Annotated in this window: 5 protein-coding genes; all 5 read left to right on the top strand. The window is 70.2% G+C overall.

The window, feature by feature from the left end; all coding sequences use genetic code 11:
- Positions 1-30: 30 nt before the first annotated feature.
- The 5 genes from QE397_RS16660 (at position 31) to QE397_RS16640 (ending at position 17817) form a co-directional block, all read left to right on the top strand.
- Complete coding sequence (locus QE397_RS16660) at positions 31-5835, top strand: non-ribosomal peptide synthetase (RefSeq protein WP_307096121.1); 5805 nt, start codon at positions 31-33, stop codon at positions 5833-5835.
- A 31-nt stretch (positions 5836-5866) separates the two neighbouring features.
- Positions 5867-8407, top strand: coding sequence for an amino acid adenylation domain-containing protein (locus QE397_RS16655; protein WP_307096119.1), 2541 nt, complete (start codon positions 5867-5869; stop codon positions 8405-8407).
- Entirely contained in the window at positions 8322-16112 is a 7791-nt protein-coding gene (locus tag QE397_RS16650; protein WP_307097607.1) for a non-ribosomal peptide synthetase, read from the top strand. Before QE397_RS16655 ends, QE397_RS16650 begins: the two co-directional genes overlap by 86 nt.
- Positions 16113-16198: 86 nt before the next feature.
- Positions 16199-17572 carry a lysine N(6)-hydroxylase/L-ornithine N(5)-oxygenase family protein gene (locus QE397_RS16645; RefSeq protein ID WP_222633547.1) on the top strand — a complete coding sequence of 458 codons (1374 nt, stop codon included), beginning with the start codon at positions 16199-16201 and terminating at the stop codon, positions 17570-17572.
- Positions 17569-17817, top strand: a complete 249-nt coding sequence (locus QE397_RS16640) for an MbtH family protein (protein ID WP_027506921.1) — start codon at positions 17569-17571, stop codon at positions 17815-17817. Before QE397_RS16645 ends, QE397_RS16640 begins: the two co-directional genes overlap by 4 nt.
- The last annotated feature ends 1 nt before the right edge of the window (position 17818 follow it).

The following is a 17818-nucleotide window of genomic DNA, read 5'->3' as shown; positions in this document are numbered from 1 at the left end:
GCCGGGCGAGCGTTAGGTTAGCCTACGTTCATGTCTCGGGGATCTGTCGTCACCACCGCTGTGCTGCCGTTGACCGCTGCTCAGACGGAGGTCTGGACCGCGCAGCACCTGCTGGGTGACCGCACCGACTTCGTCATCTCGCTGCTCGTCGAGATCACCGGCCCGCTCGACCTCGACCGTGCGTGTGACGTCATCCGGTCGGTCATCGCCGACGCGGACGCGCTGCACGTGCGATTCGACTTCTCCGGTCCCGAGCCCGTGCAGTACCGCAGTGACGACGAGTGGTCGGTCGGGGTCGTCGACCTACGCGCGGCTGCCGACCCGATGGCCGAGGCGAAGGCCTGGATCGCGCGCGACATCGCGTCGGCGGACACCAGCGGCGCCCGCGATCTCTTCGCGACGGCGCTTCTCCGCCTCGGGGACGAGCACGTGCTCTGGCACCAGAGGTATCACCACGGCATCGTCGACGGCTTCGGCATGTCGATCATCTTCAACGAGGTCCGCGCGCGCTATGCGGATCCTGATCGGGGAGTCGCACCCGCGGGCAGGCCGGATGCCGCTCGTCCCACCGTATCCGCGTGGGCTCTCGAGCCGCTGGTGGTGGCCGATGCGGAGTACCGCGCGTCCGAGGGTTTCCGTCGCGACCGCGACTACTGGCTCGACCAGATGGCCGACGCCCCCGAGCCGCCGGTGCTGCTGCCCGACGTGCCCGACACGGGGTCCGCGGTCACCGAGCGGGTCTCAGTGCCGATCGACCGCCTCACCCCGCTGTACGACGTCGCCGAGACGGAGGACATCCGACGCACCCGCCTCGCGCCGGCGGTGTGGATCGCGTACCTGTCCGCGGTCACCGGCCGTCACGATCTCGTCGTCTCACTGCCGTCGACCGCCCGCGTGGGCCGTCGTGCGCGGACGACGCCGTTCATGGCGTCGACCATCCTTCCCGTGCGACTGCGACTCTCGCCGTCGATGACGGTGGCCGACGTCGCGCGGGAACTGCAGCGGGCATCGATCGGCGCGGTCCGGCACGGGCGCTTCCGCGGGGAGGACATCGCTCGGGAGCTGCGGGACTCCGGCGACCGCATGGTGCACGGGCCGGGCATCAACGTCCTCATGGTGGAGCACGGCATCGACATCGGCGGTTCGCCGGCGCACATGCACAGCCTCCAGACCGGACCGGTGCGCGATCTCGACGTCACCGTCACCGGCGGCCGGGACGACGAGCCGCTGGTGTTCGACCTGCGCTCGCGCCCCGGTGCGCACGACGCGCTGATCGGCCACCGGGACCGCTTCGAGTGGGTGCTCGATCAGGTTCTCGCGCAGCCGGATCGGACGTTGTCCTCCCTGTCGACGATGTCGGAGCCCGATCTCGATCGCCTACTGCACACCTTCAACGACACCGCGGAACCGTCCGTGTCGACGTCGGTGCCCGCTCTGTTCGCGGCGCAGGTCGCCGCCACCCCCGATGCGGTGGCCGTGGTACTGGGCGAGCGGACGCTCACCTTCACCGAGCTCTCGCAGCGGGTGCACCAGCTCGCTCATGCACTTCTCGACGCGGGCCTGCCCCGTGAGGGTGTCGTGGCCGTGTCGATGCCGCGCTCGATCGAGATGGTCGTGGGAGTGCTGGCCGCGATGGTCGCGGGCGGTGCGTTCGTCCCGCTCGATCCGGACTGGCCGGCGGATCGCCGCGAGCGGGTGCAGCAGGATGCGGACACCCGCGTCGTTCTCACCGGTGCGGGCCACGAGAAGGGCCGGTGGACGGTCGATCTCGACGACTGGCAGTTCGGGGACAGGCCGACGTCCGCACCGGACATCGTGGTGCACGGCTCGCAGCTCGCCTACGTCATCTTCACCTCTGGCAGTACCGGGACGCCCAAGGGTGCCATGATCCGCCACGAGGCCATCTGTGCCCGCATGGTGTGGCAGCGCGATCGGGTGCTCGGTTTCGGACCGGGCGACGCGTCGTTGTTCAAGGCGCCGTTGTCCTTCGACATCTCGGTGAACGAGATCCTGCTCCCGTTGCTGTCGGGTGGCACCCTCGTGATCGCCGAACCGGGAGGCGAGCGGGACGGTCTGTACCTGCTGGATGTCATCTCGCGTCGCCACGTCACCTTCGTCTACCTGGTGTCGTCCATGCTCGACGCTCTGCTGGCCCTCGACACGGACGGATCGTTGTCCGGCCTGCGGCACGTGTGGTGCGGCGGTGAGGTGCTCACTCCGGAGTTGTTCGCGCGCTTCCGCTCTCGACTCGGCACCACGTTGTACCACGGGTACGGGCCCGCGGAGGCCACCATCGGTGTGTCCCATGTGATCTACACGGGCGACGCTCCTCGCATCGCCACGTCGATCGGCCGCCCCAACCCGAACACGCGCCTCTACGTGCTCGATTCGTTGCTGCGCCCGGTGCCGGTCGGCGTCGGGGGAGAGCTCTACGCGGGCGGGTTCCTCCTCGGTCGTGGCTACGTGGGCGCACCGGACATGACCGCGTCGCGTTTCGTGGCCGATCCGTTCGGCCCCGCCGGCGCCCGGCTGTACCGCACCGGCGACCGCGCACGTTGGGCGGAGGACGGCACCCTCGACTTCCTCGGCCGGGTGGACAACCAGGTCAAGATCCGCGGCATGCGCCTCGAGCTCGAGGAGGTGGAAGCCGCGCTCGGCTCGTGCCCCGGTGTGCGACGCGCCGCCGTCGACGTGCGCCGAACCGGCGCGGGCGCGGCGTTTCTCGCCGCCTGGATCGTGCCGGACGGCGCCGCGCTGACACCCGAGGTGCTGCGCACGCACTGTGCACGCGTCCTCCCCGAGTACATGGTGCCGTCCACCTACGTGGTGCTCGATGCCTTCCCCACCACCGCGAACGGCAAGGTCGATCGGCGGGCTCTGCCCGATCCGGAGCAGGTGCGCGGCGACGCCGTGGCCCCGCGGACGGAGCGGGAGCGTGTGCTGTGCGAGGTGATGGCGTCGGCGCTCGGTGTGGAGAGTGTGGGCGTCACGGACGACTTCTTCGCCCTGGGCGGCGACAGCATCGTGGCGATCACGGTGGTCGCGCAGGCCCGCGAACGGGGGCTGGCGATCGGCCCGCGCGACGTCTTCACCCTGCGTACCGCCGAGGCGATCGCCGGCGCGGCTCCGGCGGAGCTGGTGACCGTCGACGACGATCCTGTCGGTGAGGTGGTGGCCACGCCCATCGTCGCGCGGACACTCGAGCACGGCGGCATCGGCACCGCGTTCCACCAGACCGCCTCCGTGGCAATGCCTCCGGGCGCCGACCCTGTACTCGTGCGTGCGGCCGTCGAGCTCGTCGTCGCCCACCACCCGGCGCTGCGTGCTGTGTGGAGCGAGGGTCTTGCCGTGCCGGCCGACACCGTGTCCCCCGAGTTCGGCACGGGCTCCGTGGCGGACACCGTGGCCCGCCTCGATCCGATGCGGCCGGGCGGCATGGTGGCCGTGTCTCTCGAGGCCGACACGCTGATTCTGTCGGTGCACCACCTCGTCGTCGACGGGGTGTCGTGGCGCATCCTGCTCGGGGATCTACTGACGGCACTCGGTGCGCTGAGCGAGGGCCGCACGCCCACGCTGCCACCGGTCACCACGTCGATCCGCCGCTGGGCGAGCCTGGTCGCCGATGCTGCGGACGCCGGCCACTTCGATCACGAACTACCCTGGTGGCGTGAGGTTCTGACGACCTCGAGCGACACCGTCGGTGCTCGCGCACTCACCGCGGCCGATCGACTGTCGGCGACGCACACGGTCACCACCCCCGCCGACGTCACGGCGGCTCTGCTGATCGACGTCGCCACCGCCTACCGCACCGGGCCCACCGAGGTGCTCCTCGCGGCGCTCGCCCGCACCCTCGCGTCGTGGGACGGGTACTCGGCGCCGTCGGTCGTCGTGGACGTGGAGGGACACGGCCGCGACGTCGAGGTCGTCGAGGCCCCCGCGGTCGATCTGACGCGCACCGTCGGGTGGTTCACGACCGTCCGTCCCGTTGCACTGCCGACCGGTCCGGACCCGGATGCCGATGTCCTGCTGCAGATCCGGGACTCGCTGCGCTCGGTACCTGCGTCGGGCGTCGGATACGGCGCACTGCGGTACCTGCGCCGCGAGCCCGCCCTGGCGGAGGCCGCGGCGCCGAGCGTCCTGCTCAACTACCTCGGCCGCAGTACCGACGTGGGGGTGTCCGTCACCGGGGGCTCCGATCCTGATCAGCTTGCGGCGCACGCGCTGACGATCGACGTGATCGAGACCGGGGGACAGCTCGTCTCGACCCTGCGCTGGGTGCCGGGTGTGGTGGACGACAGCATCGTGGATGCGTGGACCGCCGCACTCGACCGCGTCGCCGGATCTGCGTCGAGCGCTCGCCGCACCTCCGCAGACTTCCCGCTCGCCGCTCTCGGCGCGGACGACGTCGCGGCGCTCCCGGACGACGTCGAGGACGTCCTGCCCCTCACCGCCGTGCAGGATGGCATATACTTCCACAGCACTTTTGGAGACACGGACCCGTACGTCGTGGGCCAGGTGATCGATATCAGTGGCCCCGTCGACAGTGTCGTGCTCCGCACCGCGCTCGAGCACGTGGTGGCTCGACACGCATCGCTGCGTACCAGCTTCCGACCCCTCGCCGACGGGCGCGTGGTCCAGGTGGTGCACCGCACCGTCGATGTCCCGTTCACCGTGTCCGACAGCACCGTCGACGAGGTGCTGGCCGAGCACGCCGGTGACGGCATGGATCTGGGCTCCGCTCCGCTGGTGCGCTACACCCTCGTCCGCCACGACGAGACCCGCTCGTCCCTCGTGCAGTCGATCCACCACATCGTCGCGGACGGATGGTCGATCCCGATCATGCTGCGCGAGATGCTCGCTCACTACGGGGACACTCCGGCTCTTCCGGCGGTCACCGCGCCCGCGGCGTGGGTCCGCCACCTCGCCGAGCGAGACATCGACGCGTCGGCGCGGGTCTGGCGCGCCGCACTCGCAGGTGTCCGCGAGTCGGTACCCGTCCCGGCGTTCGGCGCCGCCGGCAGCGGTACCGCAGCCGTGCGGGTCGACCTCTCCTCCGACGTCACCGCCGTGGTGTCGGGACGTGCGCGCGATGCCGCGGTGACGCAGGGTTCCCTGCTGCACGGAGCCTGGGGTCTCGCGCTCGCACGCGCCACCGGTCGACGCGACGTCGTGTTCGGGTCGACGGTGTCCGGACGGTCGGCACCGGTCGCCGGTATCGAATCCATGGTGGGGCTCTTCATCGACACCATCCCGGCACGATGGAGACTGCGAGCGGACGACACCGTCGCCTCCGCGGTACAGCGCTGGCAGCAGGAGCAGGCCGATCTGCTCGATCACCACCATGTCGGTGTGCCGACGCTGCGTCGTGTCGCAGGCGTGGACTCGTTGTTCGACTCGCTGGTCGTGGTGGAGAACTACCCGTTGGGCGACACCGCCATCGCCGATCCGTCCGGCACCATCGCGTTGACGGGCATTCGGGTGGAGGAGAACTCGCCGTACCCGTTGACGCTCATGGTGATCCCCGGCGATCGGTTGACGCTGGAGCTGAAGTACGACGCGGCGCTGGTCTCGGCAGCGACGGCGCAGTCGATGCTGGACACCGTCGTCGCCGTCGCGACCGCACCGGCCGACACCCTGGTGTCCGCGGTGACGGCGACGGATCGTCCGGCGGTCGTCGACGCGCCCTCGTCCGACAGTTCGACCACCCTGGTGGATCTCCTGGAGGTGCAGCGCCGGGCCACCCCGAACGGCGTCGCCCTCGTCCACGGCGAGGAGTCCCTCACCTACGCCGAGCTGCACTCGCGCGCCGAGCGGGGTCGCCGCCGGCCTTCGTGAGCGTGGTGCCGGTCCGGGATCGGTGGTGGCGGTGGCACTTCCGCGCTCGATCGATCTGGTGGTCGCACTGCTCGCGGTCGTCCGGTCGGGCGCGGCGTACCTGCCGCTCGATCCGGGGTACCCGGCCGAGCGTCTGGCCTTCATGATCGAGGACGCGCAGCCCGCCGCGGTGATCGAGGGCGATCTCGCACCGTTCGAGGCCGAGCCGACGGCAGCACCCGGGCCCGCCCCAGCCGACGCCGCGTACGTCATCTACACCTCGGGATCGACCGGCCGTCCCAAGGGAGTGGTGGTGCCGCACAGCGCCATCGTGCCCCGCCTCGAGTGGATGCGCGATCACACTCCGCTCGCCGTGGGCACCCGAGTGCTGCAGAAGACGCCTTCCAGTTTCGACGTCTCGGTCAGCGAGTTCTTCGGACCGCTGGTGTCCGGAGCGACGCTCGTGCTCGCGGACCCGGATGCGCACCGCGACACCGCCCGTCTCGTCGAGGTGATCCGCGCGCAGCAGATCACCTGGGTGCACTTCGTCCCCTCGATGCTCGACGCGTTCCTCACCGATCCGGACGTCGCGACGTGCACGTCGTTGCGCGTGATCGTCTGCAGCGGTGAGGCACTGTCCGCAGAGTCCGCGCGCCGCGTCGGCGAGCTGCTTCCACACGTGCGCCTGGACAACCTCTACGGCCCGACCGAGGCGGCCGTCGACGTCACCGCCGCGCAGGGCGTGCAGAACCACCCCGGCGACGCGGTGCCCATCGGATCTGCGCTGCCCGCCGTCGGGTTCCGCGTACTCGACGGGTGGCTGTCGCCGGTGGGACCGGACGTGCCGGGCGAGCTGTACCTGGCGGGTCCGCAGCTGGCGCGCGGGTATCTTCGCCGCCCCGGTCTCACCTCCACCAGGTTCGTCGCCGGGCCGGACGGGGAGAGGCTCTACCGCACCGGCGACATCGTGCGGTGGCGCGACGGGGCGCTGGACTACCTCGGTCGCGCCGACACCCAGGTCAAAGTGCGGGGCTTCCGTATCGAGCTCGGTGAGATCGACGCGGCGCTGCGCTCGCATCCGTCCGTCGACCGGGCCGCCACGGTGGTGCGCACCGACCGCGGGACCGCGCAGATCGCCGCCTTCGCGGTGGGGTCGGTGGACGAGGCCGCACTGCGGTCGTACCTGGCCGACCGTCTGCCCGAGCACATGGTGCCGACGACGCTGTCCGTGGTGGCTGATCTGCCGACCGGCCCCAGCGGCAAGCTCGACCGGGCAGCGCTGCTGGCCGCCCTACGTTCGGACACTCCGACCACCACGGAGACGGGGTCGGGTCCGGTCGCGCTGCTGTGCACCCACTTCCACACCGTTCTCGGTGGAGCGGCGGTCGGTGAGGACGACGACTTCTTCGCCCGCGGCGGCGACAGCATCCTGGCCATCCGGCTCGTGAACCTGGCGCGGGGCAGCGGTCTCGAGATCAGCGCCCGCGACGTCTTCGAGAAGCGCACTCCGCGTGCGCTCGCGGAGGTCGCACGGGTCGAGTCTCCGCAGGCCGCCACGGTTGCGGAGTCCGGTGTCGGGGAGGTGCGCCCGCTCCCCGTGGTGCACCGGCTGTCCGAGTGGTCCGGTAGCACCGATCGGTTCAACCAGTCACTGCTGCTGGTGGTTCCGGCTCCGGTCGAGGAGACCACGCCGCAGCGCACCGTCGATGCGCTGGTGCAGCATCACGACAGCCTGCGCCTCGTCCTGACCCGTCACCTCCGCGGTGTCTGGACCACCGCGGTGCGCCCCGACGCCTCGGTCACCGTGCACCGCGTCCACGCGGTCGATCTCGACGAGTCTGCGTTCGCCGACCTCGTCGCGCGCGAATCCGATGCTGCCACCGACCGTCTGGCTCCCGAGGCCGGCGCCGTGCTCGAGGTCGTGTGGTTCGACCGTGGCTCCGAGCCCGGCCGGCTGCTGCTCGTCGCGCATCACCTCGTCGTCGACGGGGTCTCGTGGGGCATCCTCGTCGAGGACCTCGCACTGGCGTGGATCGCGCACGACAGCGGCCAGACCCCGACGTTGGACCGCGTGCGGACCTCGTTGCGGGAGTACGGGCGCCTGCTCGACGAGAGTGCCCACAGCCCCGCTCGTCTCGCGGAACTGGACCACTGGACCGCCGTCACCGCGCCGGGCGGCGCGCTCACACCGAGAGACACCGACCACGCCGTGGTCGGTCAGGGCGACGTCCGCACCGTCGACGTGTCGTCCGAGGTCACTGCCGAGGTGCTCGGCAGTGTGCCCGCTCTCGTGTGCGGCGATGTGACCGACGTCGTCGCCGCAGCGCTCCGGCTCGCCCTCACCCGGTGGTCCGTCGACCGCGACGTACTGGTCGACCTCGAGCGCCACGGTCGGTCGGATGCGGCGGATCTCTCGCGCACCACGGGGTGGTTCACGTCCATCGCTCCGGTCCGGCTGCGGCCGGGAACCGATCCCGTCACGGTGCTCGCGGAGACGAAGGGAGGCCCTGCGTGCGGCGCCCGACGGTGGCCTCGGCTACGGGCTCCTGCGCTACGGGAACGCCCGCACCGCAGCCCTTCTCGCACGTGGTGAGCAGTCGCAGATCCTGCTGAACTACTTGGGCCGGGTGCCGGCCGCCGGGTCGGCCCCGTTCGACAGGGCTCCGGAGACCGTGCGTACCGATCCCGATGCCGACATGGGCGGTCCCTACCGTCTGGTGATCAACGCGCACGTGACGGACGGTGCACAGCCGACCCTCTCGGCCCAGTTCGCCTGGTCGTCCGCGCACCTGTCGTCCGAGGCGGTCACCTCGCTCACCGACGAGTTCCGCACGGCGCTCGGAGATCTCGCGGAGGCCGCCCGCACACACGACGGACCGCCGATCCTCACGCGGTCGGACGTCCCTCTCGTCGACCTCACTCCCGACGAGCTGACGGCGCTGACCGCACAGGGATCTGTCGAGACCGTGTGGCCGTTGACTCCTCTGCAGGAGGGACTGGTCTTCGAGAGCCTGTCCGCGGGGGAGCGCGACATCTACACGGCGCAGTTCGCGCTGGACTTCGATCACCGCCTCGATCTCGATCGGCTGCGTAGTGCCCTCGCCGGGCTGCAGCGCCGCCACCCACAGCTGCGCGCAGGGTTCACGCAGACGGCCGCCGGTGTGCCGGTGCAGGTCGTGTCGTCGTCGTGCGAGGTGCCCGTCCGCGAGGCACACGCCGGAGACGACGACGAGGCCGAGCGGTGGATGCAGGAGGACCGCGACACCCCGTTCGACCTGTCGACACCACCGCTGTGGCGGGTGCTCGTGCTGCATCTCGACGGTGGGCGCGATCGCCTGGTGATCAACCGGCAGTTCCTCGTCTGGGACGGCTGGTCCAACGGTGTGGTGGTGGGAGAGTTGCTCGCCCGCTACGAGAATCCGGGGCTGCCCGCGCCGGCGGACACCGCGTTCGAGCGGTACCTGACGTGGCTCGCGGAACGCGACCGCGTCGCGGCCCGCACCGCGTGGGCGACGGCGATGGCCGGTCTCGACGAGCCGACGCTGGTGGCGCACCGCGCCGCGCCGCCGGTCGGTATCCCGTTGCGCCGACGCGACGAGCTCGATGCGTCGACGACGGCCGCGCTCGTCGCCGCCACCCGTCGGCGCGGTGTCACGCTCAACGCCGTGGTCACGGCCGCTCTGGCACTGGCGATCTCGTCGGCCACCGGCCGCACCGACGTGGTCTTCGGCATCACGGTCGCGGGCCGACCGCCCGAGGTCGAGGGACTCGACACCGCACCAGGGATGTTCCTGTCGACGGTGCCCGTCCGTACCGTGCTCGATCCCCGCGAGAGCGTCGACGCCCTGGTCCGCCGTGTCCAGGGCGACCGCGTGGAGGCGATGGAGTTCGATCACCTCGGTCTCGCCGAGATCATCGAGGTGTCGCCGCACCGCACTCTGTTCGACACGCTCTGCGTGGTGCAGAACTTCGTCTCCGAGGACTCGGCGGCGTCCCTGAACGCGGCGCACGGTGTCGCGGGCACCGACAGCATCGACCACACGAACTATCCGCTCACCGTCGTCGTCACGCCGGGCGCTCGGATCGCCGTGACGGTCGAGTACCGGCCGGAGGCGATCGACGTCGAGCGCGTCGACCTGATCGCGGACGAGTTCACCCGCCTGGTGGCCGGATTCGCGACCGAGGGGTCGCGCTCTGTTCTGCCGGCGCTGCCACGCCTCGACCGACAGGTCGACGAGGTTCCTGATCTCACCGTGACCGAGATGCTGCTCCGCACAGCGCAGAAGGATCCCGACGCGATCGCACTCGTCGCCGGGTCCGAGCACCTCACCTACGCCGGGTTGGCCGGCCGGGTGGAAGGTCTGGCGCGCGTCCTGCTGGGCCGCGGTGCGGGACCGGAGACCGTGGTGGCTCTCGCGTTGCCTCGCAGTCTCGACATGGTGGTCGCGCTGTTCGCCGTGTTGCGCACCGGCGCGGCCTATCTGCCCCTCGAACTCGATCACCCCGATGCCCGTATCCATGCTCTGCTCGACGACGCTCGTCCGCTGTGCACCGTGACCACGGAGGCGGTCGGTCGCCGACTGATCGGACGCGACGGCATCGTCGTGCTCGAACCATTCCACGACGAGTCACCGCTCACCGCAGCCGAACTGGGGGCGTTCGCGCCCGGAACGCCGCATCGGCTCGATCACCCGGCCTACGTCATCTACACGTCCGGGTCGACCGGGACGCCCAAGGGCGTCGTCACGCCGTACCGCGGACTGACCAACATGCAGCTGAACCACCGGTCCGCCATCTTCGACCCTGTGGTGGATGCGGCACACGGTCGGGCACTGCGGATCGCGCACACGGTGTCGTTCGCGTTCGACATGTCGTGGGAAGAACTCCTGTGGCTCGTCGAGGGTCACGAGGTGCACGTCGCCGACGAGGTGCTGCGCCGCGACGCCGATGCCCTGGTCCGCTACATCGACGAGGAGTGCATCGACGTCATCAATGTGACCCCCACGTACGCATCCCTCCTCCTCGAGACAGGTCTGCTCGACGGGCATCGACCGGCGCTCGTCCTGCTGGGCGGTGAAGCCGTCGGCGACGACGTGTGGTCCGCACTGCGATCCACCGACGGCGTGCTCGGCTACAACCTGTACGGCCCCACCGAGTACACGATCAACACTCTCGGTGCGGGCACCGACGAGAGCGAGACGCCGACGGTCGGGTTGCCGATCCGCGCCACCGAGGCGCACGTGCTGGACGGCTGGCTGCGGCCCGTACCGGACGGCGTGGCCGGCGAGTTGTACATCGCCGGAGCCGGACTCGCCCGTGGCTACGCGGGACGGTTCGGCCTCACGGCGGACCGCTTCGTCGCCGATCCCTTCGGGACGGGGGAGCGCATGTACCGCACGGGTGACCTCGTGCGTCGCCGCGTCGGAACGGGACTGATCGACTACCTCGGCCGCACCGACGATCAGGTCAAGATCCGCGGTCACCGGGTGGAACTCGGTGAGGTCGCCTCGGTCGTGTCGTCGGTGGCCGGCGTCCGCCGCGCCGCGGTCGTCACCTCGACGGGGCCGGGCGGGCTGGCCCGGTTGATCGCCTACGTCGACACCGACGCGGATGCCGAATCGGTACGGGCGGCCTGCGCCGTGGTCCTGCCGGACTACATGGTGCCCACCGTCGTGCTCGTCTCGTCCTTCCCGATGACCGTCAACGGCAAGCTCGACGTCGCCGCACTGCCGGCGCCGGACGAGAGTGCCGTCGACGCTGTGCCGCCGCGGACCGAGGTCGAACGGCTGCTGTGCAACGTGTTCGACGACGTGCTCGGCCGCCGCGGCACCGGGATCCACGACGACTTCTTCGATCTCGGTGGCCATTCACTTCTGGCGACTCGCGTCGTCGGCCGTGCGCGGACCGCGCTCGGCACCGAGCTGAGTGTGCGCGATCTGTTCGCCGCGCCGACCGTGGCGGGTCTCGCCGCGCTAGTCGGATCGCGAGGCGATGACGCGCGGCCGGCTCTGCGTCGGTACGACCGGCCGGATGTCGTGCCCATGTCGGCTGCGCAGCAACGGCTCTGGCTTCTGCATCAGCTGGATCCGGACTCGGCCGCCTACAACTTTCCGATCGTCCTGCCGCTCCCCGAGCAGGTGGACGAGGATGCGTTCCGGCTCGCCCTCGCCGACGTCGTCGAACGGCACGAGTCGCTCCGCACCGTCTTCGGCGATGCGGACGGCGTTCTGGCGCAGCATGTCCTGACGACAGCGTCACCGGAGTTGTTCGTTCACGAAGGCGATGCCGCCGCCGTGGTCGCCGAGATGACGGCGCGGCCGTTCGATCTGCGCCGGGAGATTCCTGTCCGCGCGGCGCTGATCCGGAACGAGGACACTTCGTGCGTCGTCGTGCTCGTCCTACACCACATCACGACCGACGAGTGGTCGGACCGGCCGCTGCTGGCCGACCTGATGGCGGCCTACGCCGCGCGACTGTCCGGTGACACGGATGCCCGCCCTCCGCTGCCCGTGCAGTACGCGGACTACACGCTGTGGCAGGCCGACCTGCTCGGCGACGCCGCAGATCCGGAGTCGCTCGCGGGGCGTCAGCTCGCCTACTGGCAGTCCGCCCTGGCCGGCGCTCCCGACGAGATCGAACTCGCGACCGACCGACCGCGTCCGCCGCGGCCGAGTCATCGCGGATCGGTGGTGCGTCGCACCGTCGATCCCGAGACCGTGCGCGCCCTGCGGACACTCGCGCGGAGTCTCGACGCGAGTGTCTTCATGACCCTGCACGCGGCGTCTGCGGTGCTGCTGCACCGGATCACCGGGTCCGACGACATCGTGCTCGGCGCCCCGGTGGCCGGGCGCGGTGAGGAGGGGCTCGACCAGCTCGTCGGGTTCTTCGTCAACACGCTGGTTCTGCGCACCGCGGTCGACGGCCGCTCCACGCTGCAGCGGGCGGTGGAGGAGGCGCGTAGCGTCGACCTCGAGGCCTTCGCGCACGCGGATGTGCCTTTCGACGCAGTGGTGGCGCGGGTCGCTCCCGAGCGCAGCATGTCGCGGAACCCGCTGTTCCAGGTCATGATCAGCCATCACACCGGTCCGCTCGGCGACGGTGACGCGGCGCTGATGACGCCGGCGAAGTTCGACCTGGTGTTCAACTACACCGAGGATCTCACCTCCGACCGCCTGGTGCTCGAGCTCGAGTACGCCGAGGATCTGTTCGACGCGTCGACCGCCGAGGCCGTCACAGCACGTCAGCTCGCGGTGCTCGACGCACTGGCGACCGACGCCACGGCGGTGGTCGACGACGTCGACATCTTCCTGCCCTCCGAGCGCGACGACGTCCTCCGGCGCTTCAACGACACCGCCCGTGCGGTGCCCGAGGAGTCGCTGTTCGAGTCGTACCTGCGGTGGGTCGAGACCACTCCGGACGCGATCGCTGTGGTCGACGAGACCACGACGTGGACGTACGCGGATCTGCACGAGCACGTCCTCGACATCGCCGCGGAGTTGCAGCGGCGCGGTGTCGGCCCCGAGGCCGTGGTCGCGGTCGCGGTGCCGCGGTCGGTGTGGACCATCGCGGCGACCATGGGGGTCCTCGCGGTGGGCGCGGCGTATCTCCCGCTCGACCTGAAGCATCCTGCGGACCGGCTCGAGTACATGGTCACCGATGCGGGTGCGACCCTCGCCCTGACGTCGGCCGCGGCTACCGCGCAGGTGCCGTCCGCGGCCGAACACGTCCTCGTGGAGGACATCCCGCCGTCGACCGGTGTCGAGCTCGCGCGACCGGCCTCGCTCGAACTCGCGGCGTACGTCATCTACACGTCCGGTTCGACCGGCCGCCCCAAGGGTGTCGTGGTGCCGCACGAGGGCATCTCGTCACTCGTGGCCACGGCGGAGGACCGCATGCGACTCACCACCGGATCGGTGGTCCTGCAGTTCGCGTCCGTCGGCTTCGACGTCGCGGTCTTCGAACTCGCCATGGCCCTGTGCACGGGATCGCGGCTGGTGATCGTGCCCGACGACTCGCGTGTGGCGGGTCCCGAGCTCACCGACTTCTGCGCCGAGCACGGGGTGACCCACGCGATCATCCCGCCGTCGCTCATGGCGGCGCTCCCGCCGGGATGCGCACTGCCCGAGGGGTGCACCGTGCTCGTCGGTACCGAGACGGTGCCGCCCGCGGTGATCTCCGCCTGGTCCGAGCATCTGAACCTGCTCGCGGCGTACGGACTGACCGAGGCGACGGTCAACAACACTCTGTGGCAGGCCCGTCCGGGCTGGACGTCCTCCGTGCCCATCGGCGTACCCGATCCCAACGAGCGCGCGTACGTGCTCGACGATCGGCTGCGGCCCGTCCCGGTCGGGGTGTCGGGGGAGCTGTACATCGCCGGCCGCGGGCTGGCGCGCGGGTACCTCGGGCAGCCTGGGCTCAGTGCCCACCGCTTCGTGCCCGATGTCGCCGCTCCCGGCGGCAGGATGTACCGCACCGGCGACCGGGCACGCTGGCGTGCCGACGGCAATCTCGACTTCCTGGGGCGCGTCGACGACCAGATCAAGGTGCGGGGGTTCCGGATCGAGCCGGGCGAGATCATGGCCGCGATGGCGTCGTTCGACGGTGTCGATCAGACCGCCGTCGTCGTGCACGAGTCGTCCGGGGTGAGTCGCCTCGTCGGATACGTCACCGGGCGTGACGATCTCACGGGCGACGCGGTGCGGACGCACGCGGCGACGGTGCTGCCGGACTACATGGTGCCCACTCTCGTCGTGGTGGTCGACGGGACGTTGCCGTTGACACCCAACGGCAAGTTGGACCGAGCGGCGTTGCCGCAGCCGGAGTGGTCGTCGGTGGTCGGGGGCCGCGCTCCCACCACGGACGTCGAGCGTGTGCTGGTACGCAGTGCCGCAGCAGTTCTGGGCCTGGACGAGCTGGGGACGGACGACGACTTCTTCGCTCTCGGCGGTCATTCGATGGCCGCGATGCAGTGGGTGTCGGCCGTCCGCGCCGAACTCGACGTCGACATCTCGGTGCGCGACGTGTTCGAGGTGTCGACCGTCCGCGCCTTGGCGGAGCGACTCGCCGATCGCGGTGGACACGAGGGACCGCACCTGACCGCGCACGCGGACAGGCCGGATGTCGTGCCGCTGAGTCCGATGCAGGAGACCAGGCTGCAGAACGGGCACGTGGTGCAGGCCGACCACGCACTGGTTCTCGAGCTGCCCGACGTGGACGCGGCGGTGCTCGCCGCCGCGGTCCGCGATGTCGCAGAGCGGCACGAACCGCTGCACTCGGTTCTGGTGCCGGGCGAGGGGTCCGCCCTCGGCGACCTGGTGGCGCTCGAGACCGTCGACGTCGGGGCAGACGACATTCGCCGCCGCGCCTACGAGATCGCACAGGAACCCCTGCATCTGACGCAGCGACCCGGTCTGCGAATCATGCTGCTACGGAACGATTCCAGGGAAGTAATAATTCTCCTGGTCATGCACTACTGGGCCGTCGACGAGTGGTCGGTCGTCCCGTTGCTCACCGATCTGATGCACGCTGCGCAGGCGCGCTCCGGTGCCGAGGCGCCGGAGTTCACGCCGCTACCGCTGCGGTACGGCGACGTCGCGCGCTGGGCCGTCGCCCGACGGGATGCCGACGACTCGGCGATCACATCGTGGCGCGAGACCCTGGACGGTGTGCCGGGCCGGGTGAGTCTTCCGATCGCGCTGGGGGAGTCGGGGTCCGACGCCGTCGCGATCGACATCGATGTCGACGTGGTGCGAGCACTGCGTAGCATCGAGGGTGCGGGTCTCGTGTCGGTTCTGCATGCTGCCTTCGCGCTCGCTCTCACCGACCTCGGTGCGGGTGAGGACCTGGCGATCGCCACGATGGTCGCCGGCCGCGACGACGAGAGCACGCACGCCATGGTGGGTGCGTTCGCCGACGTCGTGCCGATCCGCACGCGAACAGGATCCGATCTGGCGACGGTCGCTCGTCGGGTGCAGGCGGAGACCGTCGCGGCGCTGAGCCGTTCCGGTCCTTCCTATGTCGACATCGTCGAGGGCGCCGGCGTGCGCGAGATGTACCGTCCGCAGTTCCTGGTGGTGCACCACCACGTCGCAGATCTCGGCGACGCCGGCGCGGCACTCCTGCCGGTACCCGTCGGTCGACCGTGGGCCGACCTGACGCTGAGCGTCCACGAGAGCGAATCGGACCACGACGCTGCACTTTTCGCGCAGCTGCAGTTCGCTGCGGGTGCCGATCGCGGGGCGATCGGTCGGTTCGTGGAACGGCTCACTCTGCACCTGCGATCGGTCGTCGAGGGCTAGTGGACCAGCAAAGGCTAGGCTAAGCTGACCGACGGTCCCGACGTCCACGCGACGATCCGATCCGGGACGGAACGGGTGGGAGAAGCATGAGCAGTCCAGAAGTACTCGACGTCGTGGGTGTCGGTTTCGGACCTGCGAATCTCGCGCTGGCGATCGCGATCGAGGAACACAACGAGACGTGCGCGGAGCACGAGCGCGTCCGGGCGGTGTTCGTGGAACGTCAGGAGAGCTTCGGGTGGCATCCCGGCATGCTGCTCGACGGCGCGACGATGCAGATCGCGTTCCCGAAGGACCTGGTCACGTTCCGCAATCCGCGGAGCGGGTTCACCTTCTTCAACTATCTGTACGAACGCGACCGGCTGGTGGACTTCGTCAATCACCAGACGTTCTTCCCGACGCGGCACGAGTTCCACGACTACCTGTCCTGGGCTGCCGACCGGGTCGACGCCGACGTCCGCTTCGGCACGTCGGTCACGGACATCAGGCAGGACGGCGACGTCCTGACCGTCCGGTGCGACGACGGCACAGTCGTGCGCACCCGCAACGTCTCCGTCGGCGCCGGGTTGACCCAGCGGGTCCCCGAGTGGGCATCGCTGTCCGCACGGTGCTTCCACAACCACGACTTCCTGCCACGTATGGCCGAGCTGCCGAAGCCGACCCACGGACGGTTCGTGGTGCTGGGCGCCGGCCAGTCGGCAGCCGAGGTGGTGCAGTACCTGCACGGTCACTACCCGCACGCCGAGGTCCACAGTGTCTTCACGCGGTACGGCTACAGCCCCGCCGACGACAGTCCCTACGCCAACCGCATCTTCGATCCGTCCGCGGTCGACGAACTTCACCGGGCACCGGCCCTCGAGCGGGAGCGGCTCATCGCGCTGCACCGCAGCACCAACTACTCGGTCGTCGACATCGAGCTGATCGAGGAGCTCTACCGCGCGGAGTACGCGGAGCGCGTCAGTGGTCACCGCCGGCTGTTCATGCGCCGCGCGTCCACCATCGACGGCGTGGTCGAGACGGCCGACGGCATCGAGGTGACCATCCGGGACAGCATCGACGGCATCGCCGACACCCTCGACTGCGACGCGCTCGTGCTCGCGACCGGCTTCCGGCCCGCGCCTCTGCGCCCGCTCCTCGGCGAACTGGCGCCCGAGGACGGCGGCCCCCGCGTCGTCACACGCGACTATCGCCTGCTGGCGACACCGGAGGCCGACACCGCCGGTGCACCCGGTGTCTACCTGCAGGGCGGCACCGAGACCACGCACGGCATCACGTCGTCGTTGCTCTCGAATGTCGCGATCAGATCCGGAGAAATCCTGAACTCCATCGTTGCGAGGCGTGCCGGTGGCGCGGTCCTTGCTAGGGTCGACACCGGTTCCACAGGCGCGGCGACCCGCGCCGAGACCGACAAGGCCCGCCGGGAACGCCCGGCATCGACGTTTGCAGTGAGCGAGGCAAGATGAGCACCAACCCGTTCGACGACGAAGACGGACGCTTCTACGTGTTGGTCAACGACGAGGATCAGCACTCGTTGTGGCCCACCTTCGCCGAGGTGCCCCAGGGATGGCGCGTCGTGTTCGGCGAGGAGAGCCGGGCAGCGTGCCTGGAGTACGTCGAGAAGAACTGGACCGACATGCGTCCCCGCAGTCTCCGCGAGGCCATGGAAGAGGACGCCGCGGGTCGTCACCGCGTCGAGAATCCCTCCTGAT

The organism is Rhodococcus sp. SORGH_AS_0301, assembly GCF_030818285.1.
In the GTDB taxonomy this organism is placed as follows: Bacteria; Actinomycetota; Actinomycetes; order Mycobacteriales; family Mycobacteriaceae; genus Rhodococcoides.
The sequence above is the reverse complement of the archived record's forward strand: the minus strand, read 5'-3'. Positions and strand labels throughout refer to the sequence as shown.

Excerpts from the sequence above, each read along its gene's own strand:
- QE397_RS16660 (WP_307096121.1), top strand. The coding sequence starts at position 31 with ATGTCTCGGGGATCTGTCGTCACCACCGCTGTGCTGCCGTTGACCGCT.
- QE397_RS16645 (WP_222633547.1), top strand. The coding sequence starts at position 16,199 with ATGAGCAGTCCAGAAGTACTCGACGTCGTGGGTGTCGGTTTCGGACCT.
- QE397_RS16640 (WP_027506921.1), top strand. The coding sequence starts at position 17,569 with ATGAGCACCAACCCGTTCGACGACGAAGACGGACGCTTCTACGTGTTG.